General features: G+C 66.9%; 36 protein-coding genes. 6 read left to right on the top strand and 30 right to left on the bottom strand.

The window, feature by feature from the left end; genetic code table 11:
• Nucleotides 1-123 precede the first annotated feature (123 nt).
• Nucleotides 124-528: an aldo/keto reductase gene (locus AWC12_RS05855; RefSeq protein WP_327084719.1), complete on the top strand. Its 405-nt coding sequence runs from the start codon at nt 124-126 to the stop codon at nt 526-528.
• Nucleotides 529-577: 49 nt separating this feature from the next.
• The gene (locus tag AWC12_RS05860) at nt 578-1,330 is read left to right on the top strand and encodes an SDR family oxidoreductase (RefSeq protein ID WP_085172924.1); all 753 of its coding nucleotides are present in this window, start codon (nt 578-580) and stop codon (nt 1,328-1,330) included.
• Here AWC12_RS05860 and AWC12_RS05865 read toward each other — a convergent pair.
• Entirely contained in the window at nt 1,327-2,574 is a 1,248-nt protein-coding gene (locus AWC12_RS05865) for an HNH endonuclease signature motif containing protein (protein ID WP_085172926.1), read from the bottom strand. The two genes, AWC12_RS05860 and AWC12_RS05865, sit on opposite strands and share 4 nt — an antisense overlap.
• Nucleotides 2,575-2,583: 9 nt before the next feature.
• Between AWC12_RS05865 and AWC12_RS05870 the strand changes: the two genes are divergently transcribed.
• Complete coding sequence (locus AWC12_RS05870) at nt 2,584-3,495, top strand: alpha/beta fold hydrolase (protein WP_085172929.1); 912 nt, start codon at nt 2,584-2,586, stop codon at nt 3,493-3,495.
• Here AWC12_RS05870 and sppA read toward each other — a convergent pair.
• The 16 genes from sppA to AWC12_RS05950 all read right to left on the bottom strand — a co-directional run bounded on the left by sppA (nt 3,461) and on the right by AWC12_RS05950 (nt 14,723).
• Nucleotides 3,461-5,233, bottom strand: coding sequence for a signal peptide peptidase SppA (gene sppA, locus AWC12_RS05875; protein ID WP_085172930.1), 1,773 nt, complete (start codon nt 5,231-5,233; stop codon nt 3,461-3,463). The two genes, AWC12_RS05870 and sppA, sit on opposite strands and share 35 nt — an antisense overlap.
• 31 nt (nt 5,234-5,264) lie before the next feature.
• Nucleotides 5,265-5,615 carry a DUF732 domain-containing protein gene (locus tag AWC12_RS05880; protein ID WP_024446216.1) on the bottom strand — a complete coding sequence of 117 codons (351 nt, stop codon included), beginning with the start codon at nt 5,613-5,615 and terminating at the stop codon, nt 5,265-5,267.
• 114 nt (nt 5,616-5,729) lie between these two features.
• Nucleotides 5,730-6,173 (bottom strand): 50S ribosomal protein L15, encoded by a 444-nt coding sequence (gene rplO / locus AWC12_RS05885; protein ID WP_085172932.1) that lies wholly within the window; start codon nt 6,171-6,173, stop codon nt 5,730-5,732.
• Nucleotides 6,174-6,175: 2 nt separating this feature from the next.
• Nucleotides 6,176-6,355 carry a 50S ribosomal protein L30 gene (gene rpmD / locus AWC12_RS05890; protein ID WP_024446214.1) on the bottom strand — a complete coding sequence of 60 codons (180 nt, stop codon included), beginning with the start codon at nt 6,353-6,355 and terminating at the stop codon, nt 6,176-6,178.
• 3 nt (nt 6,356-6,358) lie between these two features.
• A complete protein-coding gene (gene rpsE / locus AWC12_RS05895) occupies nt 6,359-7,027 on the bottom strand; it encodes a 30S ribosomal protein S5 (protein ID WP_024446213.1) in 669 nt (222 codons plus the stop codon).
• A gap of 25 nt (nt 7,028-7,052) precedes the next feature.
• Entirely contained in the window at nt 7,053-7,460 is a 408-nt protein-coding gene (rplR, locus tag AWC12_RS05900; RefSeq protein ID WP_085172934.1) for a 50S ribosomal protein L18, read from the bottom strand.
• Nucleotides 7,461-7,463: 3 nt separating this feature from the next.
• Nucleotides 7,464-8,003, bottom strand: a complete 540-nt coding sequence (gene rplF, locus AWC12_RS05905; protein WP_024446211.1) for a 50S ribosomal protein L6 — start codon at nt 8,001-8,003, stop codon at nt 7,464-7,466.
• 14 nt (nt 8,004-8,017) lie between these two features.
• On the bottom strand, nt 8,018-8,416 hold the full coding sequence (rpsH, locus tag AWC12_RS05910) for a 30S ribosomal protein S8 (RefSeq protein WP_024446210.1): 399 nt from the start codon (nt 8,414-8,416) through the stop codon (nt 8,018-8,020).
• 99 nt (nt 8,417-8,515) lie between these two features.
• Nucleotides 8,516-8,701, bottom strand: a complete 186-nt coding sequence (locus tag AWC12_RS05915; protein WP_011778599.1) for a type Z 30S ribosomal protein S14 — start codon at nt 8,699-8,701, stop codon at nt 8,516-8,518.
• 4 nt (nt 8,702-8,705) lie between these two features.
• A complete protein-coding gene (rplE, locus tag AWC12_RS05920; protein WP_024446209.1) occupies nt 8,706-9,269 on the bottom strand; it encodes a 50S ribosomal protein L5 in 564 nt (187 codons plus the stop codon).
• The gene (gene rplX / locus AWC12_RS05925) at nt 9,269-9,589 is read right to left on the bottom strand and encodes a 50S ribosomal protein L24 (protein WP_024446208.1); all 321 of its coding nucleotides are present in this window, start codon (nt 9,587-9,589) and stop codon (nt 9,269-9,271) included. The genes rplE and rplX overlap by 1 nt, the downstream gene beginning before the upstream one ends.
• Complete coding sequence (gene rplN, locus AWC12_RS05930) at nt 9,590-9,958, bottom strand: 50S ribosomal protein L14 (RefSeq protein WP_003892852.1); 369 nt, start codon at nt 9,956-9,958, stop codon at nt 9,590-9,592.
• Between the two features lie 184 nt (nt 9,959-10,142).
• A complete protein-coding gene (locus AWC12_RS05935) occupies nt 10,143-11,033 on the bottom strand; it encodes a formylglycine-generating enzyme family protein (protein WP_085172936.1) in 891 nt (296 codons plus the stop codon).
• Between the two features lie 4 nt (nt 11,034-11,037).
• Nucleotides 11,038-11,703, bottom strand: coding sequence for a hypothetical protein (locus tag AWC12_RS05940; protein WP_234813842.1), 666 nt, complete (start codon nt 11,701-11,703; stop codon nt 11,038-11,040).
• A 5-nt stretch (nt 11,704-11,708) separates the two neighbouring features.
• Nucleotides 11,709-14,063, bottom strand: a complete 2,355-nt coding sequence (locus AWC12_RS05945) for an arylsulfatase (RefSeq protein WP_085172938.1) — start codon at nt 14,061-14,063, stop codon at nt 11,709-11,711.
• 9 nt (nt 14,064-14,072) lie between these two features.
• Nucleotides 14,073-14,723, bottom strand: a complete 651-nt coding sequence (locus AWC12_RS05950) for a DUF2306 domain-containing protein (protein ID WP_036464904.1) — start codon at nt 14,721-14,723, stop codon at nt 14,073-14,075.
• 53 nt (nt 14,724-14,776) lie between these two features.
• Here AWC12_RS05950 and AWC12_RS05955 point away from each other — a divergent pair, with 53 nt between their 5' ends.
• Entirely contained in the window at nt 14,777-15,427 is a 651-nt protein-coding gene (locus AWC12_RS05955) for a TetR/AcrR family transcriptional regulator (RefSeq protein WP_024446203.1), read from the top strand.
• A 63-nt stretch (nt 15,428-15,490) separates the two neighbouring features.
• On the opposite strand, the gene rpsQ is transcribed toward AWC12_RS05955, so the two are convergent.
• From rpsQ to rpsJ, 11 genes are read right to left on the bottom strand one after another with little or no spacing between them, the layout of a single operon-like run.
• Nucleotides 15,491-15,796, bottom strand: a complete 306-nt coding sequence (rpsQ, locus tag AWC12_RS05960) for a 30S ribosomal protein S17 (protein WP_024446202.1) — start codon at nt 15,794-15,796, stop codon at nt 15,491-15,493.
• Complete coding sequence (gene rpmC / locus AWC12_RS05965) at nt 15,796-16,029, bottom strand: 50S ribosomal protein L29 (protein WP_024446201.1); 234 nt, start codon at nt 16,027-16,029, stop codon at nt 15,796-15,798. Before rpmC ends, rpsQ begins: the two co-directional genes overlap by 1 nt.
• The gene (rplP, locus tag AWC12_RS05970; RefSeq protein ID WP_024446200.1) at nt 16,029-16,445 is read right to left on the bottom strand and encodes a 50S ribosomal protein L16; all 417 of its coding nucleotides are present in this window, start codon (nt 16,443-16,445) and stop codon (nt 16,029-16,031) included. Before rplP ends, rpmC begins: the two co-directional genes overlap by 1 nt.
• Nucleotides 16,446-16,448: 3 nt before the next feature.
• Nucleotides 16,449-17,276 carry a 30S ribosomal protein S3 gene (gene rpsC, locus AWC12_RS05975; RefSeq protein ID WP_024446199.1) on the bottom strand — a complete coding sequence of 276 codons (828 nt, stop codon included), beginning with the start codon at nt 17,274-17,276 and terminating at the stop codon, nt 16,449-16,451.
• Nucleotides 17,276-17,752 (bottom strand): 50S ribosomal protein L22, encoded by a 477-nt coding sequence (gene rplV / locus AWC12_RS05980; RefSeq protein WP_024446198.1) that lies wholly within the window; start codon nt 17,750-17,752, stop codon nt 17,276-17,278. The genes rpsC and rplV overlap by 1 nt, the downstream gene beginning before the upstream one ends.
• A gap of 31 nt (nt 17,753-17,783) precedes the next feature.
• The gene (gene rpsS / locus AWC12_RS05985; RefSeq protein ID WP_010908582.1) at nt 17,784-18,065 is read right to left on the bottom strand and encodes a 30S ribosomal protein S19; all 282 of its coding nucleotides are present in this window, start codon (nt 18,063-18,065) and stop codon (nt 17,784-17,786) included.
• A gap of 11 nt (nt 18,066-18,076) precedes the next feature.
• Nucleotides 18,077-18,913 (bottom strand): 50S ribosomal protein L2, encoded by an 837-nt coding sequence (gene rplB, locus AWC12_RS05990; RefSeq protein ID WP_024446197.1) that lies wholly within the window; start codon nt 18,911-18,913, stop codon nt 18,077-18,079.
• 21 nt (nt 18,914-18,934) lie between these two features.
• On the bottom strand, nt 18,935-19,237 hold the full coding sequence (gene rplW / locus AWC12_RS05995) for a 50S ribosomal protein L23 (protein WP_024446196.1): 303 nt from the start codon (nt 19,235-19,237) through the stop codon (nt 18,935-18,937).
• The gene (rplD, locus tag AWC12_RS06000; protein WP_085172940.1) at nt 19,237-19,899 is read right to left on the bottom strand and encodes a 50S ribosomal protein L4; all 663 of its coding nucleotides are present in this window, start codon (nt 19,897-19,899) and stop codon (nt 19,237-19,239) included. The genes rplW and rplD overlap by 1 nt, the downstream gene beginning before the upstream one ends.
• A complete protein-coding gene (gene rplC, locus AWC12_RS06005) occupies nt 19,899-20,552 on the bottom strand; it encodes a 50S ribosomal protein L3 (RefSeq protein ID WP_024446194.1) in 654 nt (217 codons plus the stop codon). Before rplC ends, rplD begins: the two co-directional genes overlap by 1 nt.
• Before the next feature lie 15 nt (nt 20,553-20,567).
• The gene (gene rpsJ, locus AWC12_RS06010; RefSeq protein WP_003883485.1) at nt 20,568-20,873 is read right to left on the bottom strand and encodes a 30S ribosomal protein S10; all 306 of its coding nucleotides are present in this window, start codon (nt 20,871-20,873) and stop codon (nt 20,568-20,570) included.
• Between the two features lie 381 nt (nt 20,874-21,254).
• Between rpsJ and AWC12_RS06015 the strand changes: the two genes are divergently transcribed.
• On the top strand, nt 21,255-21,725 hold the full coding sequence (locus AWC12_RS06015) for a hotdog fold domain-containing protein (RefSeq protein ID WP_085172941.1): 471 nt from the start codon (nt 21,255-21,257) through the stop codon (nt 21,723-21,725).
• 1 nt (nt 21,726) lies between these two features.
• Here AWC12_RS06015 and AWC12_RS06020 read toward each other — a convergent pair whose 3' ends face one another.
• Nucleotides 21,727-23,283 carry a carboxylesterase/lipase family protein gene (locus AWC12_RS06020; RefSeq protein WP_085172943.1) on the bottom strand — a complete coding sequence of 519 codons (1,557 nt, stop codon included), beginning with the start codon at nt 23,281-23,283 and terminating at the stop codon, nt 21,727-21,729.
• A 117-nt stretch (nt 23,284-23,400) separates the two neighbouring features.
• Here AWC12_RS06020 and AWC12_RS06025 point away from each other — a divergent pair, with 117 nt between their 5' ends.
• Entirely contained in the window at nt 23,401-24,651 is a 1,251-nt protein-coding gene (locus AWC12_RS06025; RefSeq protein ID WP_085172945.1) for a cytochrome P450, read from the top strand.
• Here the strand turns inward: AWC12_RS06025 and AWC12_RS06030 are convergent.
• Nucleotides 24,617-25,255, bottom strand: coding sequence for a TetR/AcrR family transcriptional regulator (locus tag AWC12_RS06030; protein WP_085172947.1), 639 nt, complete (start codon nt 25,253-25,255; stop codon nt 24,617-24,619). The two genes, AWC12_RS06025 and AWC12_RS06030, sit on opposite strands and share 35 nt — an antisense overlap.
• Nucleotides 25,256-25,276 lie beyond the last annotated feature (21 nt).

The raw sequence follows: 25,276 nt of genomic DNA on the forward strand, positions 1-25,276 counted from the left end.
CTGCGGACGCCGGTAGTTACACGTCCCGCAGTGAACGACAACCGACCGTGAGGTATGGCCGCCGGGAACGATGACCAAGGCAAGGTGCGCTACATCGGCTCGTCTTAGTTCTCCGGTTCGCAGATCGTGGAGGCGCAGTGGGCAGCCGAAGAGAACCGGTATTCCCGATTCGTCACCGAGCAGCCGCCCTACTCGATACTCGTGCGCGGCATGGAAGAAGACGTCCTACCGACGGTGCAGCGCTACGGCATGGGAACTTTGGTGTACTCCCCCATTGCCGGCGGCCGGCTGTCCGGCAAGTGGCGCAAAGGGGTGGCCCCCACCGCCACCTCGTCCGCGCGGCCGACCGCGCGCTTCGACATGTCCACCCCGGCGAATCAGCGCAAGCTCGACATCGTCGCCGACCTCATCCTGTCGGCCGACATCCTCGACCGCATCGACGAGATCGTCGCACCGGGAGTGACCATCAACCCCGACGACAACAGCTACCGAGCTCACGAGCTACTACCTGCTGCGCGGCGCCGCTGATCGCCGACCACAACGCGCGGCATCGGGGCTTTCCACGCACAATCGTCGGATGAAGAGCCAACCACGCAGCGCGATAGTCACCGGGGCCTCGGGTGGCATCGGCCTCGCCGTTACATCCGCGCTCCGCGAAGAGGGGTTCGCGGTGACCATGGTGGCCCGCAACCCTGAAAAGCTGAGTATTGAAGCGGAATCGATTCGTGCACAGCCCGGCCCCGAGCTACACACAGTGGCGGGATCGGTGGCCGACGAGAACTTCCTCGACGCGATTGCGGAGGGACACCGCCGAGCCTTCGGCTCGCTGGATCTGCTGGTGAACAACGCCGGGATCGCAGGTAACAGCGCGGTCGGCGACATCACGGCCGAGCTGCTGGACGCCCAGCTGGCAGTCAATGTTCGCGCGGTCGTACTGCTCACCAGCAAGTGCCTGCCGCTGCTGAAGGAGGCTGTCCGACTCCGAGGTTCGGCTCAGGTCGTCAACACTGCCTCCAATGCGGGCAAGCGGGGCGAGGCTACGCTGTCCACCTACTCGGCGACCAAGTTCGCCGTCGTCGGATTCACCGAAGCTCTACATGACGAACTATCCACGGCGGGCATCAAGGCCACGGCCCTGTGTCCCGGACTCGTAGACACCGCGATGGCCGACGCCTACCGCGACCAGGTCGACGCTTCGACGATGATCAGCCCGCGCGACGTTGCCGAAGTCGTTCGGATGACCACCCGACTCTCGACGGCGTGCATCGTCCCCGAGGTTGTCCTGTTGCGACCTACCGAGTGGCTACAGCCCGACGAGGTCCGCGCCTAGTTGGTTGTCGGTGGCGGTGGCTCAAAGGGGTGGTACCACTTCCATTGCGCGCGTTCGCCGGTAGGGCCGGGTGCTGGTGGGACTGCCGGTGGGGGCGTGGTCGGTGGGCGGGCCAGTGATCCCCCGGTCAGTGGGTCACCGTCGCGGTCGGTGACCACAAGCCGATCGGCGGTTCCGATGAGGATGATCAGGCCGCGGTGATGGGCCCGGTGATGAAACGGGCACACCAGCACCAGGTTCCACAACTCGGTGGGGCCGCCGTCTTCCCAATGGCGGAGGTGGTGCGCGTGCAGGCCACGGGTGGCCCCGCAGCCGGGCACCACACAGCAGCGGTCCCGATGCTCCAGCGCGCGACGCAGCCGCCGGCTGATGGTGCGGGTGGCCCGGCCCACGCCCAGGGGCTGACCGTGGCGTTCGAACCACACCTCGCAGGTGGCATCACAGCTCAGATACTGGCGCTCGGCGTCGGTGAGCAGCGGACCCAGATGCAAAGATCCGATCGGCTTCTCGACGTCGACGTGTACGACCACGGTGGTGTGCTGACCATGCGGACGGCGCGCGGCTTCGGCGTCCCAGCCCGCCTCGACCAACCCCATGAACGCATCCACCGCATCAGGAAACGGCGGCACCTGATCCGAGTCGGGCGCTTCGGAATCGTGGTCACGCTTCCAGTCCGCGACCAGGGTGTCGCGATGCGACGCCAAGGCCGCCTCGAGTTTCGCGGCGTCGAGGTGGGGCAGCCGGATGCGCCACGTGGTGTACTCGGCACCCGCGGTTTTGGACAGCGAGCGGGTCTGTTCGGGACGCGGCTCGGGCTCCGGGCGGGGTTCTAGCCGCACCGCGGTGCGCAGTTGGTTGACCGTGGCCACCGACGCCAGCTGCGCGTAGTGGGCATCGGAGCCGTCGGCGGCGCGTTCGGCGATCACCCCGACCTGATCCACCGACAGGCGGCCCTCGCGGATGCCCTGGACGCACTGCGGGAACTGTTCGAGACGATCCGCGATCGCGACGACACTCTTGGCGTGGCGCGCCGCACTGCCCAGCTTCCAGGCCACCAACCCCGCCAACGTGCGCGCCCCGGTAGCCCCCCACAACCGGTCACGATCGATCTCGGCGACGATATCGACAATGCGCCCGTCGATGGCGTTGCGATGCCCGGCCAGCTCCGACAGCTCGTCGAACAGCTCCTCCAGCCGCGCCATCCGAGGTGGACTGGGAACGAAAGACGCTGCCGTCGAGGACATAACGCCACCATGCCAGGCGGGTCCGACAAATTCCGGCCGAAGGTGGGTACACCGTCGGGTGTGGACCTGACGCGAACGACGTGGACTCTGCCGAAAGAAGCCGAGCTTGCCGACGGGGTGGTGCGCTGGAACTCGATCGGCCATGGCCCTGCTGTCGTCCTCGTACACGGCACGCCGTACTCGTCGTTCCTATGGCGCGACGTGGCCCCGGCCCTCGCCAGGGCCGGCCGGCGTGTGTACGTCTTCGACCATCTCGGTTACGGGCAGTCCGACACGCAAGATGGCCAGGACCTGACCCTCGCGGCCCAGGCACATAATTTCGCCGAGCTGCTCGGCCACTGGAAGCTGGACCGTCCCAGCGTCATCGCCTGCGACATCGGCGGCGCCATCGTGCTGCGCGCATTACTGCTCGAAAGGGCGCAGTACTCAGATCTTTTCCTCTTCGACGCCGTCACCGGGGGCACCTGGGAACACGGCCTGTTCGGACTCATCCGTCAACACCACGAGGTCTTCGGCCAGCTACCCGCCTACGCCCACGAGGCCCTTGTCACCGCGCACTTGCGCAACGGCACCCATGCTGACTACCGCCCGGGGGTCCTCGACGCCTACCTGGCACCGTGGCTGGGCGCAGCCGGACAGGCCGCTTTCTACCGGCAGTACCGCCAGCTCAGCCAGAGCGACACCGCGGACTACGAGGACCTGCTCGCCACAGTCGACATCCCGGTGACATTGGCATGGGGCCGTGAAGACCGCATTCTCCCTGCGCCCCACGGGGAGTGGATCGCAGGGCGCATCCCCAACCGAGGTCTGACATGGATCGACGATGCCGGGCACCTCCTACCGGAAGACGCCCCAGCCCAGCTCCTGGAACGGATCATCGCTCACCTCAGTAGCGGGTCTCCCCCAGCCACAACACGTTGACCCCGGTGAGCGACCGCTGGGTCTGGTCGACCACACCGATCAGCGACCGAATCGCCACGGCGCCCAGCAGGTCGGGCAGCGACGCCGCCGCCGGCTGCGAAGAAGGCTTGGGCCGCAACACATCCCGTAGCGACGAGCCCGGCAGGTAGTGAAGTTCGACCTTGTCGTCCGCGTCGATGCCAGCCAGCACTTTGGCCCGCTGGATCGCGCAACGCAGCCCGCCGAGTTCGTCGACAAGACCGCGCTCGAGCGCATCAGCGCCCGTCCACGCCCGCCCACGCGCCACCTGCTCGACGGCTTCGACGGTCATCTTTCGCCCCTCGGCGACCCGCTCCACGAAGTCGGTGTAGATCTCGTCGGCCCCGGCAACGACGTGCGCGTGCTGCTCCTCGGTGAACGGTGCGTCGATCGACCAGGCATCGGCATTGGCGTTGGTGCGCACCGAGTCCGAACCCACACCGAGCCGGTCCTTCAAATCCTTGGCGATGAACTTGCCCGTGACGACGCCGATCGAACCCGTGATGGTGCCAGGGTTGGCGACGATCGCGTCGGCGGCCATCGACACGTAGTAACCACCCGAGGCAGCGACGGAGCCCATCGATGCGACGATCGGCTTACCCCGTTCGCGCGCGCGGACGACCTCCCGCCAGATCGTCTCCGATGCGGACACTGCGCCGCCGGGGCTGTCGACGCGCAGCACGATCGCCGCGATGTCGTCATCGGACACCGCTTGGCGCAGCGCGGCGGCAATGGTGTCGCCGCCGGCGTTGGAGCCGCCGATCGGCGTCTGCCGTCCACCCTTGCCGCCGACGATCGGCCCGGCCACCGTCACCACCGCTAACCGCGGGCGGTTCTTCAGCGTAGGGACCGCCGGCTTCTTGGCACGGGCGTACCGGCAAAGATAGAGCCGGGGCGGCGCATCCTCGCTGTCAGCGTCCCCGGTTTCCGGTGAAATACCCTCCGCGCCAACCCTTTCCGCGATCCGCGCGTAGGCCTCGTCGCGGAAGCCGATTCGGTCCACCAGACCCGCCGTCACCGCGTCGTCGCGCAGCAGCGGCGCCCGGTCGGCCAGCCCGTCAAGCGTCGAGATGTCGATGCCGCGAGAGGCCGCCACTGCCGCCCACACCTGTCCGCGAAGCCCGTTGACCAGAGCGGTGTCGGCTTCGCGATGGGCTTCGGTGTAGTGGTTCTGCGTGAAAAGGTTTGCTGCGGACTTGTATTCGCCGCGCGCCACGAACTGGGCCTCGACGCCGAGCTTGTCGAGCGCATCGCGCAGGAACAGTGCACTGGTCGCGAAGCCGACGAGGCCGACCGACCCCGACGGCTGCATCCATACCTCACCGAAAGCCGAGGCCAGGTAGTAGGACAGCGTGCCCGGGTAGGTCTCGGCCCACGCCAGCGACGGCTTCTTCGCGGTGAACGCCACGATCGCCTCGCGCAACTCCTGCACGGGCCCCGGCGGGGCGGCGTCGATCTGTACGCGTGCGATCAGGCCCGCCACCCGGGGATCCTCGGCGGCCCGGTGCAGCGCGGAGACCGCTTCACGAAGCAGCAGGGGCCGCCCGGCGCCGCTGAGGAGAGCCATCGGGTCGAAGCCGGCGGTTTCCGGCGGCGCGCTCTGCAGATCCAGCTCGAGGATGCAGCCGTCGGGCACGCCCTGATGGCGGGCCGTGTCGACCTTGCGGGCGAACTGACGAACTTCGTCGAACCCGGGAACCCCGGACAGCAGAGAGAACATGAAACCGAGCGTACCGACGCCCGGGAAGAGCTCAGCGGCCGATGAGGCGTGCCCACTGCGGGCAGTAGATGTAGGTGGACGCCTGCATCACGCCGACGGCCTGTTGCTTGGTGAGCTCGGTATTGCTTTCCAGCGTTTGAACTACGCCGCGCACCGCGGGAACGGGATTGGGGTTGCCCGTCAACCCCGCCGTCAGCATGTCGCACACCTTGTGCCCGACCGCGGGCAGATCCTCATCGGGCGCGAACGGGATGCCCATTTTCGTCATCGCGCTGACGAACTGCTCATCCGGCGTCTGGGCGTTGGCGGTCGCAGCTCCCCCAAACATTGCGAGACCGGCGGCGACCATCGCGACGGTGATGGTCCGGCGGCGGCGGATCATGGCGTGCTCCTTGTGTGTCGGCATGCAGATTCTAAATCGTCGTGCGCCGCTGCGCTGTTACGGACGGTCCAACGAAAGAACCCCCGCCGAGGCGGGGGTTCTTGTCGTCTGAGATCAGAGCTCGGTGGCCGAGCCACCTGCGGCCGTGATGGCCTCGCGGGCGCTGCCGCTGAACTTGTGCGCGGTCACGTCGACCTTGACGGTCAGCTTGCCGTCGCCGAGCACCTTGACCAGAATGTTCTTGCGAACGAGTCCCTTGGCCACCAGCTCGTCCACGCCGACCGTGCCGCCCTCGGGGAAGGCCTTGTTCAGGTCCCCGACGTTGACGACGCCGTACTCGGTGCGGAAGCGGTTGCGGAAGCCCTTCAGCTTCGGCAGCCGCATGTGGATCGGCATCTGGCCACCCTCGAACGTCGCGGGGACGTTCTTGCGGGCCTTCGTGCCCTTCGTGCCGCGACCGGCGGTCTTACCCTTGGAGCCCTCACCGCGACCCACGCGGGTCTTGGCGGTCTTCTCGCCGGGGGCCGGCTTCAGGTCGTGAAGCTTGATCGGAGCCATGGTTAAACCTCCTCAACTTCTACGAGGTGGTGCACGGTCTTGATCAGACCGCGCGTCTGCGCGTTGTCCTCACGGACGACGGACTGGCGGATCTTGCGCAGCCCGAGCGTCCGCAGCGACTCGCGCTGCTTCCAGCGCGCACCGATGGTGCTGCGCACCTGGGTGATCTTGAGCTCTGCCATTGGTTAAGCCGTTCCCTCACGCGCTGCGCTGGCGGCCAGGGCCTCGGCCTCACGGCGAGCCCTGAGCATGCCCGCGGGCGCTACATCTTCGATCGGCAGGCCGCGGCGCGCCGCGACCTCTTCGGGACGCTGCAGGAGCTTCAGCGCGGCAACGGTGGCGTGCACCACGTTGATCGCGTTGTCGCTGCCGAGCGACTTGGCCAGGACGTCGTGCACGCCGGCGCATTCCAGCACCGCACGGCACGCGCCGCCGGCGATGACACCGGTACCGGGGCTTGCCGGACGCAGCATCACGACGCCGGCCGCAGCCTCACCCTGGACCGGGTGGGTCACGGTGCCGCCGATGAGCGGCACGCGGAAGAAGTTCTTGCGCGCCTCTTCCACGCCCTTGGCGATCGCCGCGGGAACTTCCTTGGCTTTGCCGTAACCGACGCCGACCATGCCCTTGCCGTCGCCGACGATCACCAGCGCGGTGAAGCTGAACCGGCGACCGCCCTTGACCACCTTGGAGACGCGGTTGATCGTGACGACCCGCTCCAGGTAATTGCTCTTCTCCCGGTCGTCGCGCCCACCACGGCCGCCGCGGTCGTCCCGGCGACCCCGGCCACCGCGATCGTCACGACCGCCGCCGCGATTGTCCTGCGCCGAACCGGCGCCAGCCTGCTCGGCCATCATGCAGTCCTCTCGTTGTAAGTCATCAGAACTTCAGCCCGCCTTCGCGAGCGGCATCGGCCAACGCCGCGATACGGCCGCCGTAGGTGTACCCACCGCGGTCGAACACGACCTCTTCGATGCCTGCGGCCTTGGCGCGCTCGGCGATCAGCTGACCGACCCGCGAGCTGGCGGCCTTCTTGTCGCCGTCGACCGCACGCACATCGCCCTCGATCGAGGACGCCGCGGCCAGCGTGACGCCCGCAAGGTCGTCGACCAGCTGCACATGGATGTGCCGCGAGGAACGGTTGACCACCAGGCGCGGACGCTCGGCGGTACCGGAGACCTTCTTGCGCAGGCGTGCGTGCCGACGCAGCCGCGCGGTGCGGCGGGTTTGACTGATGTTCTTGCCGACCGGGGTGTGCCCGGCGGCTTCTGCGCTCTTGGTAGCCATGTGTTACTTACCCGTCTTTCCGACCTTGCGACGGATCTGCTCGCCCTCGTAGCGGATTCCCTTGCCCTTATAGGGATCGCTCTTACGGAGGCGGCGGATGTTCGCCGCGATCTGGCCGACAGCTTGCTTGTCGATACCGGAGATCGAGAACTTGGTGGGGGTCTCGACCGCGAACGTGACGCCCTCAGGAGCGGTGATCAGGACCGGGTGGCTGTAGCCCAGGGCGAACTCCAGGTTGCTGCCCTTGGCCACGACGCGGTAACCGACGCCGAAGATCTCCATCTTGGTGGTGTAGCCCTTGGTCACGCCCTCCACCAGGTTGGCGATCAGCGTGCGCGACAGGCCGTGCAGCGAGCGGTTGCGACGCTCGTCGTTGGGCCGGGTCACCACGATGGCGCCGTCGTCGTCGCGCGAAACCTCAATGGGCTCAGCGACATCGAGGGTCAGCGTGCCCTTGGGCCCCTTGACCGCCACGTTCTGTCCGGTGATGGTGACGTCGACCCCGGCGGGAACCGGTACCGGCTGCTTTCCAATGCGAGACATGTTCTAACCCTCCCTCACCACACGTAAGCGAGGACCTCGCCGCCGACACCCTCGCGGGATGCCTGGCGGTCGGTCCTCAAACCGGACGACGTGGAAATGATGGCCACACCGAGCCCGCCGAGCACCTTCGGCAGGTTGGTGGACTTGGCGTACACCCGCAGACCGGGCTTGCTCACGCGGCGCAGGCCGGCGATGCTTCGCTCCCGGCTCGGCCCGTATTTGAGCTGCACCACAAGGGACTTGCCCACGCGGGCGTCCTCGGTGCGGTAGTCGGAGATGTAACCCTCGGACTTCAGGATCTCGGCGATGTTCGCCTTGATCTTGCTGTGCGGCAAGGTCACTTCGTCGTGATACGCCGAGTTGGCGTTGCGCAGACGCGTCAAGAAGTCTGCGATCGGATCCGTCATGGTCATGACAGCCGGCTCACCTTTCTCGCGGCGGTTCCCACTGGGTTGAATCCCTTTTGGGGCCTACCGCAACATTTTTCGTGGATGGAAGTTTGGGTTTCCGGCTTACCAGCTGGACTTCTGCACACCGGGCAGTTCGCCCGCGTGCGCCATTTCGCGCAGGCAGATCCGGCACAGGCCGAACTTGCGGAACACCGCGTGCGGGCGGCCGCAGCGATTGCAACGCGTGTAGCCACGCACCTTGAACTTGGGCTTCTTGTTGGCCTTGTTGACCAGAGCCTTCTTTGCCATGTGCTCAGTTCTCCTTGAACGGGAAGCCGAGCGCCCGCAGCAGCGCACGTCCCTCGTCGTCGTTCGTCGCCGAGGTGACGACGGTGATGTCCATGCCGCGGGGGCGGTCGATGCTGTCCACGTCGATCTCGTGGAACACCGACTGCTCGGTCAGACCGAAGGTGTAGTTGCCGGTGCCGTCGAACTGCTTGGCGCTCAGGCCGCGGAAGTCGCGGATACGGGGCAGCGAGATCGAGATCAGACGGTCCAGGAATTCCCACATGCGGTCGCCGCGCAGCGTGACGCGGGCGCCGATGGGCATGCCTTCACGAAGCTTGAACTGCGCGATGGACTTACGGGCCCTGCGGATCTCGGGCTTCTGGCCGGTGATCAGCGCGAGGTCGTTGACCGCGCCGTTGATCAGCTTGGCGTCGCGGGCGGCGTCGCCGACACCCATGTTCACGACAACCTTGACCACGCCGGGGATCTGCATGACGTTCGCGTAGCCGAATTCCTTGAGCAGCTGGTCGCGGATTTCTTCGCGGTAGCGCTGCTTGAGGCGAGGGAGGGTCTTTTCTGCTGTGGTCATTAGACGATGTCCTTGCCGTTGGTCTTGGCGATGCGGACCTTCTTGCCGGTCTCATCGTCGACGCGGAATCCGACGCGGGTCGGCTTGCCGTCCGAGTCCAGGAGCATCACGTTCGACACCGGAATCGGCGCCTCCTGCGTGACGATGCCGCCCGAGGCCGCACCGCGCTCGGTGCGCGACTCGGCGGTGTGCTTCTTGATCCGGTTGACGCCCTCGACCAGGACCTTGTCGCGGTCGGGGTAGGCCACCAGGACCTTGCCCTTGGCGCCCTTGTCCTTGCCCGAGATGACGAGCACCGTGTCGCCCTTGCGGACCTTCATCTACAACACCTCCGGGGCGAGCGAGACGATCTTCATGAACTTCTTCTCGCGCAGCTCGCGGCCGACGGGCCCGAAGATGCGGGTGCCGCGCGGATCGTTGTCGTTCTTGATGATGACGGCGGCGTTCTCGTCGAACTTGATGTAGCTGCCGTCGGCGCGGCGGCGCTCCTTGACGGTGCGCACCACGACGGCTTTGACGACGTCGCCGCGCTTGACGTTGCCGCCGGGGATGGCGTCCTTGACCGTCGCCACGATGACATCGCCGATGCCCGCGTAGCGCCGCGACGAGCCGCCGAGCACCCGGATGCACAAGATCTCCTTGGCACCCGTGTTGTCGGCGACCTTGAGCCGCGATTCCTGCTGAATCACTAGATCTCCTCGACCTGGGTTTTTATGCACGCCAGATACCGACCTGGTCGTGCGCGGTCTTTGTCACCCAAGAGCACGCAGGGTCTTCTCACTGGATCACTCAAAATCCGAAGAAGATGACCGAGGTCTGCCCTAGGCAACCCCTACATACTAGGTGAGCTCGGGGAATGCTCCAAATCGCAGGTCAGACGACGCTCGCGACGCACCTGAAGCCTATGTGCGTGGTCGCGCTGTCCTGCGACTGCGGGGACCTTGCGGCGGGTCGGTAGCGGTGGCAGTACTCCGGCGCGCACAGGTGCGAGCCGCCCTTGAGCACCTGGTTGAGGGCCGGATCCGGCCCGTGCGGAGGACAGCACGACTGCGTCGCGCCGTCTGGCCGGTGGTGCCCGGCGAAGCGCGTCGTCGTCCATTCCCAGACGTTTCCGATCATGTCGGCCAGACCGAACGCATTGTCCGGAAATGCGCCGACCGGTGAGGTGCCGGCCCAGCCCAGCGCACCGTCGTTGCGGTACGGGAACGCGCCCTGCCACGTGTTGGCCATCAGCTGGCCCCCGGGCGTCGGCTCCTCACCCCACGCGTAGGTCGCTGTCGAGCCGCCCCGGGCGGCGAACTCCCATTCGGCTTCCGTGGGCAGGCGCCGACCCGCCCACTGCGCGTAGGCAGCGGCGTCGGCGTAGCAGACCTGGACCACGGGATGATCGGGCTTGTCCTGAACGGACTCGGCGGAACTGTCCGGTCCGAACGGGTAACGCCAGCACGCGCCGGGCATCCACTGCCACCACTGGCGCCAGTCTCTGAGGTCGACCGGCCCGGCGGTGGCACGGAACACCAGGGCGCCCGCGACGAGGTCTTCGGGTGCGGCTCCGGGATACAGCGCCGCATCGGGCGGCTGTTCGGCGACGGTGCGGTATCCGGTGTCCTCGACGAACGCGGCGAACTGCACGTTGGTGACGGGGTGTTGCTCGATCGCGAACGGCGCGACCGTGACGGTGTGGATCGGGGCCTCTTCGGGATAGAACCGCGTGGAGCCCATCCGGAACGTCCCGCCGTCGAGACCGACGAGATCGGTCAGCATGGTTTCAGGGTAGGGCGATCTCGAAGTCGCCGGTCACCAGCGTCGCGGCCTCGTCGAATCCTGGCGTTTCACCGGGCGCCTCGATGTACACGGCGATCAGGTAGGCCTGACCCGCGCTTGGCACGTGCACGATCCGGGCCTTGTACTCCACGGTCTGCGGCGAATCTGTTTTCTCGAGCACGCCCATCAGCCGTTGGCCGAGGTACCCGCACAGGTCCGCCGGCAGCATGCTGACCGTGCTGACCGTCGTCTCTTCGGTCAGGTCGTCGGTGTAGTCACGGAAGGCTTCCTGCGGTTCGGGCGAGGTGGGGGCGATGGTCACGGTCGCCCACATGCCGTCGGACCCCTCCAGCCGCGCGCCGCCGGGGGCCGAGGCCATCGACCACCCGTCGGGCACGCCGACGATGGCCTTCGGGGCGGCGGGGTCGGGGATCTCGGCGGCCACCCGCACCGGCGGAACGTCGGCGGGCGCACAGGGCGCCCCCGCCGGAACGGGGGTCGTCTCAGTCGCCTCGGTTGTCTCGGTCGTCCCGGTCGTCTCGGTCGGTTCCGATGGCTGCGCTGCGGGCGGGCTGCCGTCGGCCACCGGAGCACCGTCGTCCAGACGCGTGCAGGCCGGTGCGGCGAGAGCGACACCGACGAGCACGATCGCGACTGCGGCGCGGACCACGGCCGTCAGTCCCTCGCGAACGCCCGGGCGAAGTCGCGTTCCAGATCGGTGTACGGAGCCCCGGACACGTCGATGTTGACGCGCGCGATGGTGCCGCCGGTGAACGGGAACGGAGCATGGAAGGCGTTGGAGGTGGCCGATCCGGAGTTCCGTCCCACGCTCAGGCTCGCCCCGGCGAGCCCGAAAGTGCCCGGATGGGCCCGCATTTCGGCTAGACCGGCCACCTGCACCTCGTCGATGTACAGGGCCGCGTCACCGACGGGGGTGTGGCTTCCCTCGGCGGTTCCGGTTCGGGTGAAGGTGAACCCCAGGGTGTGGTGGCCGGCGGTGACCGGATCTGCGGACGCCAACGTCTGGTCGTACTCGCCGAGGAAGTTGTAGCAGAAGTGCAGGCGACCGCCCTGCAGGTACATCACGTAACCACCATGTGCGCCACCGTGTTTGACCACCACGCCGTCGGCGCCGCCGTCGTCGTCGATGGTGACCTCGGCCAGCACCGCGAACGACCGGCCCCTGATCTCGACGACCGCGCCCATGCCGACATCGGCTGTTCCCGGGTAGTACGTGTAGGACTGCCGCTCCCCCGCCAGATACGGCCGCCACCTCGACATCGTCTCGAGCACGTTGAGGTCGCCCAGGGGAAGCCCGTTGTACTTGTCGGCCTCGCTGAACCACAGGGCCTTGAGCTCCTCGACCATGTCCGGGTGCTCGGCGGCCAGGTCGTGGCACTGACTGCGGTCGGCCTCGATGTGGAACAGTTCCCACCGGTCGTCGTCGAAGTGCGACCAACCCGCCGGCGACGCCGCGTGGACGGCGCTGGCAAACCAGCCCTTGTGCCAGATGCCTCGAGTGCCGAGCATCGTGTAGAACTGGGTTTCCTTACCGGTCGGGGCCGTCGGATTCTCCAGTGCCACTTTGAAACTGACGCCGTCGAGCGGCTTCTGCGCCACTCCGCGCACGGTGGCCGGCGGGGTGATGTCCAGCAGGTCGTACACCGTCGGCGTTATGTCAGCGACGTTGACGTAGTTGTCTCGCACCTCGCCGTGGGCGGCAATTCCGTTGGGCCACGAGATGATTGCGGTGTCGGCGATGCCGCCCTCGTGGGATGCGTACCGCTTGAACAGCTTATAGGGGGTGTTGAACGCCATCGCCCAGCCGATCGGGTAATGGTTGTAGGTGGACGTACCGCCGAGTTCGTCGAAGACCTTCAGGGCTTCCTCGGCCGAATCGATGTATCCGTTGAAGAACTTGACCTCGTTGACCGATCCGTTGGGTCCGCCCTCGCCGCTGGCCCCGTTGTCGGAGATCACGACAATGATGGTGTTGTCGAGCTGCCCCGACTCTTCGAGATAGTCGAGGACGCGCCCGATCTGGTCGTCGGTGTAGGAGAGGAACCCGGCGAAAACTTCGGCCATCCGCGAGAACAGCCGCTTCTCGTCGTCACTCAGCGACTCCCACGGCCGGACGGTGTCCTGCGTCGGCCACTCTTCGCCATTGGGACCCTTGACGTCCAGGTACGGATTGACCGGCGAAAGCTCGGTATCCGGTGGCACGATGCCGAGACGTTTCTGGTTCTCCAGCACGATCTCCCGGTAGACCTCGTACCCCATGTCGAAGCGCCCCGCGTAGCGGTCTGCCCACTCCTTGAAGACGTGGTGCGGCGCGTGCCCCGCGCCGGGGCACACGTAGGAGAACCACGGTTTGTCGGGTGCGATCACCTTGGCATCGCGAATGAATTCGATCGTCTTGTCCGCCAGGTCCTTTGACAGGTGGTAGCCCTCCTCCGGCGTGGCGGGCGGAGCGACGGGGTGGTTGTCGTAGACGAGATCGGGGTACCACTGGTCGGTCTCGCCGCCCATGAACCCGTAGAACCGCTCGAAGCCGCGAGACAACGGCCAGTGCCGTTTCGTCGCTGCGAGATTGGACTCCTCAAGCGGCGTCAGGTGCCACTTGCCGACACAGTAGGTGTTGTAGCCGTTTTCGGCGAGCACCTCCGACAGCAGGGCGGTGTCGAAGGGAATTCGCCCGTTGCTGTTGGGGAAACCGTCGGTGAATTCCTCGACCGTGGCCATGCCGACGGTCGTGGGGTTTCGCCCCGTGAGCAGCGCGGCCCGGGTGGGTGAGCACAGCGCGGTGGTGTGGAACTGCGAAAGCCGAACTCCTCGTTCGGCGATACGGCTCATCGCGGGCATGTCCACGAGCCCGCCGAAACAATCCCAGGTGGCGATGCCGATGTCGTCCCAGACGAGGTAGAGGACGTTGGGCGCATCCGGTTGCGCCGTCGGCGCCGCGAACGGCCCCCAGTCCGGTTCGGAATCCCGGATGTCGAGTTCGATCTTGCCGTTGAATTCCGTCGCCACGCCCGGAGATTACACCCGCTGAGCACGGTAGGCCCGCAAAACTGCCGGTGGCACACCGGGCTTGCGTCGCAGCCACACCTGCGTCACCACCAGCGGCACAGTCCAGCCCAGCCATCCGCCGAGGCCCGCGACGAGCCAGAGGAAGTGCTCTTCGTTGCCACCGAACAGCCTGTGCTGCAAGGGCTGCAACGCGAGGAACAGCGCCGGCGTCCACACACGGTTTGTTATGACAGACAGTGCCAACACGGCGCTGCGCGTGATCTGCCGGCGGTGACGCGCGAATTGCCTTGCGCGCGCGGCGCGGTATCCGTCGACGGTGAACCACAACCACAGCGCACCGAGTACCACGTTGCTCGCGGCCAACAGCGGACCGAAGGGTGTGGCAGCGCCGATCACCAACGCCGACAGCGCCGCAGGGACGGCGGCGAATACGTAGATGCGCCCCGTCCGGCGATGCAGAGCAGGCCACCTGCCGCGCGAGCCGGGCAGCAACTGCACGACTGCGCAGAGCATGGCGATGCCGGCCAGCAGCACGTGCATGACCAGAAGCTCGTAGTGCAGACCGAATGTCGGAGGTACGCGACTACCGCCGCTCAGGTAGGGCGGCAGCGAGAACGCCAGGAAGCCGACGACAAGCACACCCAGGAATGCGTATGGCATACGCAAAAGCGTATGGCATACGCATAACGGCGTCCAGAGCTACAGTGACCTCGATGAATCCGCGCCCTGGCCGTTCGCGAAATCTCAGCCGCACCCGCATCGTCGACGCCGCGATAGAGCTGGCCGACACCGACGGTCTCGCCGGGTTGTCGATGGCGCGGCTCGCGGACAAGCTCGGCTGCGGCACGATGTCGCTCTACCGGCACGTAGCCACCAAGGACGAACTGCAGATGCTGATGACCTCGGTTGCCGTCGGAGCGCCTCCCGCGGTAGCAGGCCGGGACGACTGGCAGGCCGCTGTCTCCGAATGGGCCGACGGATTGTGGGAGGTCTATCACCGGCACCCGTGGATCCTCGCGGTGACCGCGGCCTACCCGCCGGTCGATCCGGGTCAGCTGGCTTGGCTCGACGCAGGTCTGGCAGCGCTGTCCTCGGCACGACTGGCCGAGCACCACAAGGTGGCCGCCGTGATGGCTGTCCTGCACTACACCCGAGGCGCCGCCGCACTCGACATCGATGCCACCCGATCGAAGCAGGCCCCGTTCACGGCACAGTTACACGAGCTTGTCGAATCCGAGCGTTTCCCCGCGCTGTCTGCGGCGGTGCGGGCCGGGGCTTTCGACGGCGACGGGGATCGGATGGCCGACTTCCACTCCGGTCTGCGCCAATTGCTCGACGGTGTGCGCACCCGCATCGAAAAGTGACGGTCTGCAGACGAGAAAACCCCCGCCGCCAATAGGGCGCGGGGGCTTCTTCGAGAACGGTACTTACTTGGCCCGCTCGAGCACCTCAACGAGGCGCCAGCGCTTCGTGGCCGACAACGGCCGGGTCTCCATCAACGACACGCGGTCGCCGACACCGGCGTCCCCGTTCTCGTCGTGGGCCTTGACCTTCGTCGTGGTCCGAATGATCTTGCCGTACAACGGGTGCGACTTGCGGGACTCGAGCTCGACCACGATGGTCTTCTGCATCTTGTCCGACACGACGTATCCGATGGCGGTCTTGCGACGGCCACGCGGCGTCTCGGTGCGGGGAGTGTGCTTGGGGCCCTTCTCCGTCTTTGCGTCTGCCATTAGGAATCCTCACCTCCGGGTCCGGCGGCCAGACCCAACTCACGTTCACGCAGCACGGTGTACACGCGTGCAATCTCCTGCCGGACAGTGCGCAGCCGGCGGTTGTTGGCAAGCTGGCCGGTCGCCATCTGGAAGCGCAGGTTGAACAGCTCTTCCTTCGACTCGCGGAGCTTGTCGGTCAGTTCTTCGTCGGTGAGCTCGCGCAGTTCGCCGGTGGAAACTCCGACTGCCATCAGAACTGCTCCTCTCTCGTGACGATGCGTGCCTTGATCGGCAGCTTGTGGATGGCGCGGGTAAGGGCTTCCCTGGCGACCTTCTCGTCGGGGTAGCTCAGCTCGAACAGCACGCGTCCGGGCTTGACATTGGCAACCCACCACTCCGGGGAACCCTTACCGGAGCCCATGCGGGTCTCGGCGGGCTTCTTGGTCAGCGGGCGGTCCGGGAAGATGTTGATCCACACCTTGCCGCCACGCTTGATGTGCCGGTTGATGGCGATACGAGCGGACTCGATCTGCCGGTTGGTGATGTAGGCATGGCCCAGCGCCTGGATGCCGTAGTCACCGAAGCTGACCGACGTCCCGCCGCTGGCGATGCCACGCTGGCGGGGGTGGTGCTGCTTGCGGTGCTTGACCTTGCGGGGAATCAGCATGATTTAGCTCTCCGTGCTCTCAGCTGCCGGCGCTGCGGCGGCGGCTTCGGGGGCGGGCGCTTCCTCGGACGCGGCGCGGCCGGCGTCGGTGCTCGTCGCGGTGGTGCCCGAGGCACCGCTGCGGCGCGGCCGGGTGCCGGACGGACGCTCACGACGCGGACGGTCGGCGCCCGCGGGTGCGGCGGCGGTCAGCTCGCGCTTGCCACCGACGATGTCGCCCTTGTAGATCCACACCTTCACACCGATGCGGCCGAAGGTCGTCTTCGCCTCGTACAGGCCGTAGTCGATGTCGGCGCGCAGCGTGTGCAGCGGAACGCGGCCCTCGCGGTAGAACTCCGAGCGGCTCATCTCAGCACCGCCGAGGCGGCCGGAGCACTGCACGCGGATGCCCTTGACGTTCGGCTGACGCATCGCGGACTGGATCGCCTTGCGCATCGCGCGGCGGAACGCCACGCGGTTGCTGAGCTGCTCGGCGACACCCTGGGCGACCAGCTGCGCCTGGCTCTCGGGGTTCTTCACCTCGAGGATGTTCAGCTGCACCTGCTTCTTGGTGAGCTTCTCCAGGTCGGCGCGGATGCGGTCGGCCTCGGTGCCGCGGCGACCGATCACGATGCCCGGACGAGCGGTGTGGATGTCCACACGCACGCGGTCGCGGGTGCGCTCGATCTCCACGTCGGCGATGCCGGCGCGCTCCAGGCCGGTGGCCAGCAGCTTGCGGATCGCGACATCTTCTTTGATGTAGTCCGCGTACTGCTTGTCGGCGTACCAGCGGGACTTCCAGTCGGTGGTGATACCGAGGCGGAAGCCGTGGGGATTGATCTTCTGGCCCACTACTCCGAGCCTCCCTTCGATGTCGCCGCTTGCGCGGCTCCGGCCTTCTTGGTGGCCACCTTGCTGCCCTGAGCACGACGCGCCCTGGCAGTACCGGCGGAGCCCTGCCCCGCGTTCTTGGGAGGCCGGCTTTCGACGATCACCGTGATGTGGCTGGTGCGCTTGCGGATCCGGTACGCGCGACCCTGCGCGCGGGGCCGGATGCGCTTGGCGGTCGGGCCTTCGTCGGCCATGATCGTCGCGACCACCAGGGTGGTCGGGTCCAAGCCTTCGTTGTTCTGCGCGTTGGCGGCAGCGCTGGCGATGACCTTGGCAACCGGATCGCTGGCCTGCTGAGGAGCCCACCGCAGGATGTCGAGGGCTTCCTCGACGCTCTTGCCGCGGACCAGGTCGATGACGCGGCGCGCTTTGGTCGCGGAGATGCCGATGTGGCGGGCAACTGCCGTCGCGGACGGATATTCAATCGCTGTAGTCATTAGCTGAGTCCTTTGCTCTTCGCGCAAGCGCTCATCGCCGCTTCGCCTTCCGGTCATCCTTGATATGACCCTTGAACGTGCGGGTGGGGGCGAACTCGCCCAGCTTGTGCCCGACCATCGCCTCGGTGACGAACACCGGGACATGCTTGCGACCGTCGTGGACGGCGAAGGTGTGCCCGATGAAGTCGGGGATGATGGTGGACCGACGGGACCAGGTCTTGATGACCTGCTTGGTGTTCTTCTCGTTCTGGACGTCGACCTTCTTGAGCAGATGGTCGTCGACGAACGGGCCCTTCTTCAGGCTGCGTGGCATCGGTTGACTCCCTAGCGCTTCTTGCCGGTGCGCCGGCGACGGACGATGAGCTTGTCGCTGGCCTTGTTCGGCTTGCGAGTACGGCCCTCGGGCTTACCCCACGGGCTCACAGGGTGACGGCCGCCGGAGGTCTTACCCTCACCGCCGCCGTGCGGGTGGTCGACCGGGTTCATGACGACACCACGGACGGTGGGGCGCTTGCCCTTCCACCGCATACGGCCGGCCTTGCCCCAGTTGATGTTGGCCTGCTCGGCGTTGCCGACCTCGCCGACGGTGGCGCGGCAGCGCACGTCGACGCGGCGGATCTCACCACTGGGCATACGCAGGGAGGCGTAGGTGCCCTCCTTGCCCAGCAGCTGGATCGAGGCGCCCGCCGAACGCGCCAGCTTCGCTCCACCACCGGGACGCAGCTCCACGGCGTGGATCAGCGTGCCCGCGGGGATGTTGCGCAGCGGCAGGTTGTTACCCGGCTTGATGTCGGCGTTGGCGCCCGACTCCACGACCGCGCCCTGCTTGAGGCCCTGCGGCGCGATGATGTAGCGCTTCTCGCCGTCGACGAAGTGCAGCAGCGCGATGTTCGCGGTGCGGTTCGGGTCGTACTCGATGTGCGCGACCTTGGCGTTGACGCCGTCCTTGTCGTTGCGACGGAAGTCGATGACGCGGTAGGCGCGCTTGTGGCCACCACCCTTGTGCCGAGTGGTGATGCGGCCGTGGGCGTTGCGCCCGCCCTTGCCGTGCAGCGGGCGGATCAGCGACTTCTCCGGGTGATCACGGGTGATCTCGGCGAAGTCGGACACGCTCGAGCCGCGGCGGCCCGGGGTGGTCGGCTTGTACTTGCGAATAGCCATCTTCTAAATCTCCCTGCCGGACTAGGCCGGCGCTCCGAACAGATCGATGGGCTTGCTTCCCGCGGCCAGCGTGACGATGGCGCGCTTGGTTGCCTTGCGCTGGCCGTAGCCGGTGCGGGTGCGCTTGCGCTTGCCGGGCCGGTTGGCCGTGTTCACCGAATCGACCTTGACCTTGAAGATCTTCTCGATCGCGATCTTGATCTGGGTCTTGTTCGAGTCCGGGTGGACGATGAACGTGTAGACGTTGTCCTCGATGAGTCCGTAGGACTTCTCGGAGATCACCGGGGACAGGATGATGTCGCGGGGATCGGTCACGGTTGCCATCAGGCCGACACCTCCTCAGTCGTCTCGGTCTTCGTGTTCGCTTCGATGTAGGCGTTCAACGCCTCGACGCTGAACACCACGTCGTCGGCCTTGAGCACGTCGTAGGTGTTGAGCTGATCGGGCGAGATCACATGCACGCCAGGCAGATTGCGCACGCTCAGCGCGCTGGTCTCGTCAGCGCGGCCGATCACCACGAGCACCTGCCGACGGTCGGTCAGCGTCGCCAGGAACGCCTTGGCGCTCTTGGTCGACGGGGTCTGACCCTCGATGACCTCGGTGACGGCGTGGATGCGGTCGTTGCGGGCCCGATCCGAGAGCGCGCTGCGCAGTGCGGCGCGGATCATCTTCTTCGGGGTCCGCTCGCTGTAGTCGCGCGGCTGCGGGCCGTGGACGACGCCGCCGCCGGTGAACTGCGGCGCACGCGTCGAGCCCTGGCGGGCGCGGCCGGTGCCCTTCTGCCGGTACGGCTTCTTGCCGCCGCCGGAGACCTCGCCGCGCGTCTTGGTCGAGTGGGTGCCCTGGCGCTTGGCGGCCAGCTGCGCATTGACGACCTGGTGCATCAACGCGATGTTGGGCTCCACATCAAACAGCGCTGCAGGCAGGGTGACGTTTCCGTCCTTCTTGCCTGCCGGCGTCAACACGTCAATTGTCTTGTCAGCCATTACTTCTCGCCTCGCTTGATTGCGGTGCGGACAACTACCAGACCACCGTTGCGTCCGGGGATGGCGCCCTTGATCAACAGCACGCCGTTCTCAGCGTCGACCTTGTGCACCTTCAGGTTCTGGGTCGTGACGCGGTCGTTGCCCATGCGGCCCGACATGCGCGTGCCCTTGAAGACGCGGCCCGGGGTGGCGCAGCCACCGATCGAGCCGGGCCGGCGATGCACGGCCTGTGCGCCGTGAGACGCCCCCTGGCCTTTGAAGCCGTGGCGCTTCATGGTGCCCGCGAAGCCCTTGCCCTTGCTGGTGCCGGTCACGTCGACATAGGCGCCGTCGGCGAAGATCTCCGCCGTCAGTTCCTGGCCGACCTCGTACTCGGCGGCCGCGCCCTCGTCGTCGAGCCGAAGCTCGGCGAGGTGGCGGCGGGGGTTCACACCGGCGGCGGCGTATTGCCCCGTCACCGGCTTGGTCACCTTGCGGGGGCTGATCTCGCCGTAAGCGAGCTGCACAGCGCTGTAACCGTCGCGCTCCGGGGTGCGGATGCGCGTCACGACGTTGGGCCCGGCCTTGACGACCGTCACCGGCACGACCTTGTTGTTCTCGTCGAACACCTGCGTCATGCCCAGCTTGGTGCCCAGAATGCCTTTTCTAGCCATCGTTCTGGAATTCCTTTACTGGATGTTGACGTCGACGCTGGCCGGCAGATCGATGCGCATGAGTGCGTCCACCGTCTTCGGCGTGGGGTCGAGGATGTCGATCAGCCGCTTGTGCGTGCGCATCTCGAAATGCTCCCGCGAGTCCTTGTACTTATGCGGGGACCGGATGACGCAGTACACGTTCTTCTCGGTCGGCAGCGGCACCGGGCCGACCACGCTCGCGCCCGTCCGGGTAACCGTCTCGACGATCTTGCGCGCAGAGGCGTCAATCGCCTCATGGTCGTAGGCCTTGAGCCTGATGCGGATCTTTTGTCCCGCCACGCCTTCTCCTACCTCACTACTAACGGGCCCGAATCGCTCTCGGGCCTGGCTGTGCCGCCGCTGTTTACCTGTCTGTGGTTCACCGGTCCCCGCGGTCGGGTGTGTCGCCCGTACGCGCACTCGTCCGCGTCGGAAGTTCGTCGCGATCGAGGTGGGAACCGGATGCGCCCCGCAAGGGGCGCCAGTCGCATGCCCAGCCAGGCGAACCCGGCTGAAGGCAACCCGAACAGTATGCCTCAGATCGCGGCGTGCTCCAAATCCCTGGTGGAGGCCTAGACGCCGCCGCGAACGTGCTTCCAGGGCCCGAAACTCGCCCATTTCCCGCCACCATCGCATGCTCGGGGGCCGCCGTCGAACTTACCGACGAGTAAGGTCATCGCCGTGACGAGTTCGCCGACGTATCGGGCATGGCAGCGGCTCTCTGGCATACCCGCCGGATCCAGGCTGTTTTCGATGGCCGCAATGGCCAGGGTGCCGTATTTCGCGTCCATCCTCCCGCACGTCCGGCGCATGGAGCCCGGCATGGCCGAGGTGTCGGTCCCCAACTGGTTCTTCCTCCATAACCACCTGGGCACGGTGCACGCCATCGCGTCATGCAACGCGGCAGAAGCCGCCATGGGCATGTTGATGGAGGCGACGGTGCCGAGGTCGCACCGCTGGATTCCGAAGTCGATGACCGTCGCCTACCTGCAGAAGGCGACGACGTCACTGCGCGCGACCGCGCGGCTGGACCCCCCGGATTTCACGCAGATCACCGACGGCGTGGAGTTCGTGATCCCGGTCAGCGTCGTCGACGACCACGGCACCGAGGTCGTGCATGCCGACATCACCTGCTGGGTGACGCCGGCCTGAGCTACTGCAGGCCGTCCCAGAACTCGCACCGGTGGGTGGCGCCGAAGTCGTCGATCATGCGGCTTCCGTCGGGTTGCAGCGACATGACGCCGTCGGCCACGACGGACCAATCGCCGCCGGGGCTTCCCGCCTTCACGAATCTCGCCCAGTAGTCGACCATCTGGTTGCCGAGTTCGACCTGCGCGGGATCCGGCGGTGACGCGCCCCCGACGTCGAACAGGTAGCGCAGTTCCAGGGAGTGGCTGGCCCCCACGGGGAACGGCAGGGCCTTCAACGGATCGGGGGCGGGGGCGTTGCGATCGTTGAACTCGTAGAAGTAGACGTTCTCGTCAGCCGCGAGCTCGCGCGCCCAGCGCTTTCCCGGGCAGGCGAGCACTCCGTCGGTGACGGTGGCCGCGTAGGCGAGCGCCACATTCGGGAAGTCCGAGAGTGGATAGCGCTGCGCCACCGCGGCCGCGTCGGGTCCGAACGTGTCGGACAGCAGGCGCGGATACTCCTCGGGGGTGTAATCCCTGCCGTCGCGGATGCGCTGCAGCGCGACGAACAACGTCCATTCGTCCCGCGTCGTGCCCATCAGGACCGGAACCTTTGCCGCCTTGCCCTCGCCGAATGCCGCGACGGGATCGGTCGGCAGGGCGGCCGTCCCGGTCACCGGACCGCTGAGCTGGTCGTCGCCGATGCCGTAGTACCAGATCGGGGTGCGCAGTTTGTTGGCCGGCAGCGCGCGTAGGCACTCGGCTGCAGATTCGGGATCGCCGCACCCGAGGTCGGCGGCGTAGGCGACGCTGCGGTCCTGCGCTGCTGGCAGCGCGAGCTGCGACTGGCAAGGGCCGCTCATCACGACGGCCGCACCGAAGAGGCCTTCCGAACCGGGCGCCACCAGGTGGTCGCACACCGACATGCCGCCTGCGGACTCCCCCGCGACCGTGACCTTGCCTGGGTCGCCGCCGAAGTTCGCGATGTTGTCGCGCACCCAGCGCAGGGCGGCCTGCTGGTCGGCCAGCCCGTAGTTTCCGACGGCGCCGGGCGGCCCGAGCGCGGGATGGGCCAGAAATCCGAGGGCACCGAGCCGGTAGTTGAGAGTGACCACGACGACGTCACCGCGGGACACGAGGCGCCGGGAGTCGTAGATTCCGCCGCTGCCCGCCACGAACGAGCCTCCGTGGATCCACACCATGACGGGCTTGGGAGCTCCGTCCTCGGATACCGGAGGTGTCCACACGTTGAGGCTGAGGCAGTCCTCATCGGTCTGCCTGCCGAGCTCGATGTCCCCGGTGAGGTCCTGCATGCAGCGCGGCCCGAACGCGGTGGCGTCACGTACGGCGTCCCACGGCGGGGCGGGCTCCGGATCCTGCCAGCGCAGCGCACCCACCGGCGGTGCGGCATAAGGAATCCCGGCGAAAAGACGATGATCGGGCGCGACGACGCCGCGGAGGGTGCCCGAGCCGGTCTGCACGACTGCGGGGTCCGTCGACACCGACGCCGAGGTATCGGCCTCGCGCGATCCGCTACACCCGGCGACGAGAAGAAGCGCCACCACGGCGAGCACGACGCGCACGAGTCCCGAGCTTACGGTGACTTACCCGGAGCCGCCGTTGGCGAAGTGGCGACCGTCACATAGACTGTCGGTAGTTGACACCCGTCAAATTTCCTTCAGCCCCAACGAGGAGATGGCATGACCACACCCACCATGGATGAGCACGCCAAAGTACTGGCCGACCCGACGGCATACGCCGACAACGACCGGTTGCACACGGCGCTCGCCTATCTACGGGCCAACGAGCCCGTCGCGTGGGTTGACCTCAAGCCGTACCGCCCGTTCTGGGCAATCACCAAGCACGCCGACATCATGGCCATCGAGCGCGCCAACGATCTGTGGTTGTCCGAACCTCGCCCGCTGCTCGCGACCGCGGCCGCCGACGACTACATGGCCGCCCAGATGGAAGCAGGCATGGGCCTGCGCACCCTGATCCACATGGACGACCCGCACCACCGCAAGGTGCGGGCCATCGGCGCCGACTGGTTCCGCCCGAAAGCCATGCGCGACTTGAAGATTCGCGTCGATGAGCTCGCCAAGCGCTACGTGGACCGGATGCGTGACATCGGCCCTGAATGTGACTTCGTCACCGACATCGCGGTGCAGTTCCCGCTGTACGTGATCATGTCGCTGCTCGGCCTGCCCGAAGAGGACTACGGTCGGATGCACTCGCTGACCCAGGAGATGTTCGGGGGCGACGACGACGAGTACAAACGCGGCGTCAGTCCCGAGGAGCAGATGGCGGTTCTGCTCGACTTCTTCGCCTACTTCGCCAAGCTGACCGCATCGCGGCGCGAGAACCCCACCGACGACCTCGCGTCGGCGATCGCGAACGGCAAGATCGACGGCGAGCCGATGTCGGACATCGACACCGCGTCCTACTACGTCATCGTCGCCAGCGCCGGCCATGACACCACCAAGGACGCGATCTCAGGGGGCCTACAGGCCCTGATCGAGAACCCCGGCGAGCTGGCGCGCCTGCGCGACAACCTCGACCTGATGCCGACGGCGGTCGAGGAGATGATCCGCTGGACCACACCGGTCAAGGAGTTCATGCGCACCGCGGCCGAGGACACCGAGGTGCGAGGTGTGCCGATCGCCAAGGGCGAGTCGGTCTACCTGGCCTATGTGTCGGGCAACCGCGACGAGGAGATCTTCGACGACCCGTTCCGCTTCGACGTCGCCCGCGATCCCAACCGGCACGTGTCGTTCGGCTACGGCGTGCACTTCTGTCTCGGCGCCGCGCTGGCCCGGATGGAGATGACCAGCCTGTTCACCGAGTTGGTTCCCCGGCTGGAATCGATCGAGATGGCCGGCGACCCGGAATGGGCGGCCACCACATTCGTCGGCGGTCTCAAGCACCTTCCGGTTCGGTACTCGCTGCGCTGACCGGCCGTCGTGAGTATGTGGTGAGGAACGCATCGACCGCGGCGGCAGCGACGGCGCGGTAGTCGAAGTCGGCCAATGTGCTGACGCGACCGAACGTCAAAGGGCCGATCAGCAGCGCGAGCGCGGTGTTGAGGTCCACCGGCTCCAGTTCGGTGACCGCCTGCGGGCTTTCGAGTAGTCGGATGAACGGCGCCGAGTACTCCTCGGCGATGCGCTGTCTCAACGTCTGAACCCCGGGACTGGATCCATCGGGGATGCGCGGCATCTCGGGCCCGAACGACACCCAGGCCATTGCGGTGAGCGTGATCGGAGCCTCGGCGATCGCGTCGGCCCACCCGACGACGACGGCGAGCAGGCGGTCTCGGAGGCTGCCCTCGGCGGGCGGCATCGGCGGCGGGGAGATGAGGTTGGCGAAGGACGCCGCGACCAGGTCGTTGGCGCTGGGAAAGTGCCGGTAGAGCGTCGCCCGTGCGACGTTGGCGTGTCGCGTCACGGCGTCGACGGTGACGGCTCCGGGGCCTCCCGCTCGCAGTAGGGCGGTGGCCGCCTCGAGCAGACGGGCGCGCGAGCGCGCGGGCCTCGGATCGCCACTGGAGGCGTCCATGCGTTTCCTTCACCTCCGGAC

The sequence above is a fragment of the Mycolicibacterium iranicum genome (assembly GCF_002101705.1).
In the GTDB taxonomy this organism is placed as follows: Bacteria; Actinomycetota; Actinomycetes; order Mycobacteriales; family Mycobacteriaceae; genus Mycobacterium; species Mycobacterium iranicum.

Excerpts from the sequence above, each read along its gene's own strand:
- rplW (WP_024446196.1), bottom strand. The coding sequence starts at position 19,237 with ATGGCAACCGTGACCGATCCCCGCGACATCATCCTGTCCCCGGTGATC.
- AWC12_RS05860 (WP_085172924.1), top strand. The coding sequence starts at position 578 with ATGAAGAGCCAACCACGCAGCGCGATAGTCACCGGGGCCTCGGGTGGC.
- AWC12_RS05915 (WP_011778599.1), bottom strand. The coding sequence starts at position 8,701 with ATGGCAAAGAAGGCTCTGGTCAACAAGGCCAACAAGAAGCCCAAGTTC.
- rplV (WP_024446198.1), bottom strand. The coding sequence starts at position 17,752 with ATGACTACAGCGATTGAATATCCGTCCGCGACGGCAGTTGCCCGCCAC.
- rplR (WP_085172934.1), bottom strand. The coding sequence starts at position 7,460 with ATGGCTACCAAGAGCGCAGAAGCCGCCGGGCACACCCCGGTCGGCAAG.
- rplC (WP_024446194.1), bottom strand. The coding sequence starts at position 20,552 with ATGGCTAGAAAAGGCATTCTGGGCACCAAGCTGGGCATGACGCAGGTG.
- rplX (WP_024446208.1), bottom strand. The coding sequence starts at position 9,589 with ATGAAGGTCCGCAAGGGCGACACGGTGCTCGTCATCTCGGGCAAGGAC.
- rpsQ (WP_024446202.1), bottom strand. The coding sequence starts at position 15,796 with ATGGCAGACGCAAAGACGGAGAAGGGCCCCAAGCACACTCCCCGCACC.
- rpsS (WP_010908582.1), bottom strand. The coding sequence starts at position 18,065 with ATGCCACGCAGCCTGAAGAAGGGCCCGTTCGTCGACGACCATCTGCTC.
- AWC12_RS05870 (WP_085172929.1), top strand. The coding sequence starts at position 2,584 with ATGCCAGGCGGGTCCGACAAATTCCGGCCGAAGGTGGGTACACCGTCG.
- AWC12_RS05935 (WP_085172936.1), bottom strand. The coding sequence starts at position 11,033 with ATGCTGACCGATCTCGTCGGTCTCGACGGCGGGACGTTCCGGATGGGC.
- AWC12_RS06030 (WP_085172947.1), bottom strand. The coding sequence starts at position 25,255 with ATGGACGCCTCCAGTGGCGATCCGAGGCCCGCGCGCTCGCGCGCCCGT.
- AWC12_RS06025 (WP_085172945.1), top strand. The coding sequence starts at position 23,401 with ATGACCACACCCACCATGGATGAGCACGCCAAAGTACTGGCCGACCCG.
- AWC12_RS05865 (WP_085172926.1), bottom strand. The coding sequence starts at position 2,574 with ATGTCCTCGACGGCAGCGTCTTTCGTTCCCAGTCCACCTCGGATGGCG.
- AWC12_RS05950 (WP_036464904.1), bottom strand. The coding sequence starts at position 14,723 with ATGCCATACGCATTCCTGGGTGTGCTTGTCGTCGGCTTCCTGGCGTTC.
- rpmC (WP_024446201.1), bottom strand. The coding sequence starts at position 16,029 with ATGGCAGTCGGAGTTTCCACCGGCGAACTGCGCGAGCTCACCGACGAA.
- rplD (WP_085172940.1), bottom strand. The coding sequence starts at position 19,899 with ATGGCTGACAAGACAATTGACGTGTTGACGCCGGCAGGCAAGAAGGAC.
- rplE (WP_024446209.1), bottom strand. The coding sequence starts at position 9,269 with ATGACCACAGCAGAAAAGACCCTCCCTCGCCTCAAGCAGCGCTACCGC.
- rpsH (WP_024446210.1), bottom strand. The coding sequence starts at position 8,416 with ATGACCATGACGGATCCGATCGCAGACTTCTTGACGCGTCTGCGCAAC.
- rpmD (WP_024446214.1), bottom strand. The coding sequence starts at position 6,355 with ATGGCAGAGCTCAAGATCACCCAGGTGCGCAGCACCATCGGTGCGCGC.
- AWC12_RS05955 (WP_024446203.1), top strand. The coding sequence starts at position 14,777 with ATGAATCCGCGCCCTGGCCGTTCGCGAAATCTCAGCCGCACCCGCATC.
- rplP (WP_024446200.1), bottom strand. The coding sequence starts at position 16,445 with ATGCTGATTCCCCGCAAGGTCAAGCACCGCAAGCAGCACCACCCCCGC.
- AWC12_RS05880 (WP_024446216.1), bottom strand. The coding sequence starts at position 5,615 with ATGATCCGCCGCCGCCGGACCATCACCGTCGCGATGGTCGCCGCCGGT.
- rplO (WP_085172932.1), bottom strand. The coding sequence starts at position 6,173 with ATGGCTCCGATCAAGCTTCACGACCTGAAGCCGGCCCCCGGCGAGAAG.
- rplB (WP_024446197.1), bottom strand. The coding sequence starts at position 18,913 with ATGGCTATTCGCAAGTACAAGCCGACCACCCCGGGCCGCCGCGGCTCG.
- rpsE (WP_024446213.1), bottom strand. The coding sequence starts at position 7,027 with ATGGCCGAGCAGGCTGGCGCCGGTTCGGCGCAGGACAATCGCGGCGGC.
- rplF (WP_024446211.1), bottom strand. The coding sequence starts at position 8,003 with ATGTCTCGCATTGGAAAGCAGCCGGTACCGGTTCCCGCCGGGGTCGAC.
- sppA (WP_085172930.1), bottom strand. The coding sequence starts at position 5,233 with ATGTTCTCTCTGCTGTCCGGGGTTCCCGGGTTCGACGAAGTTCGTCAG.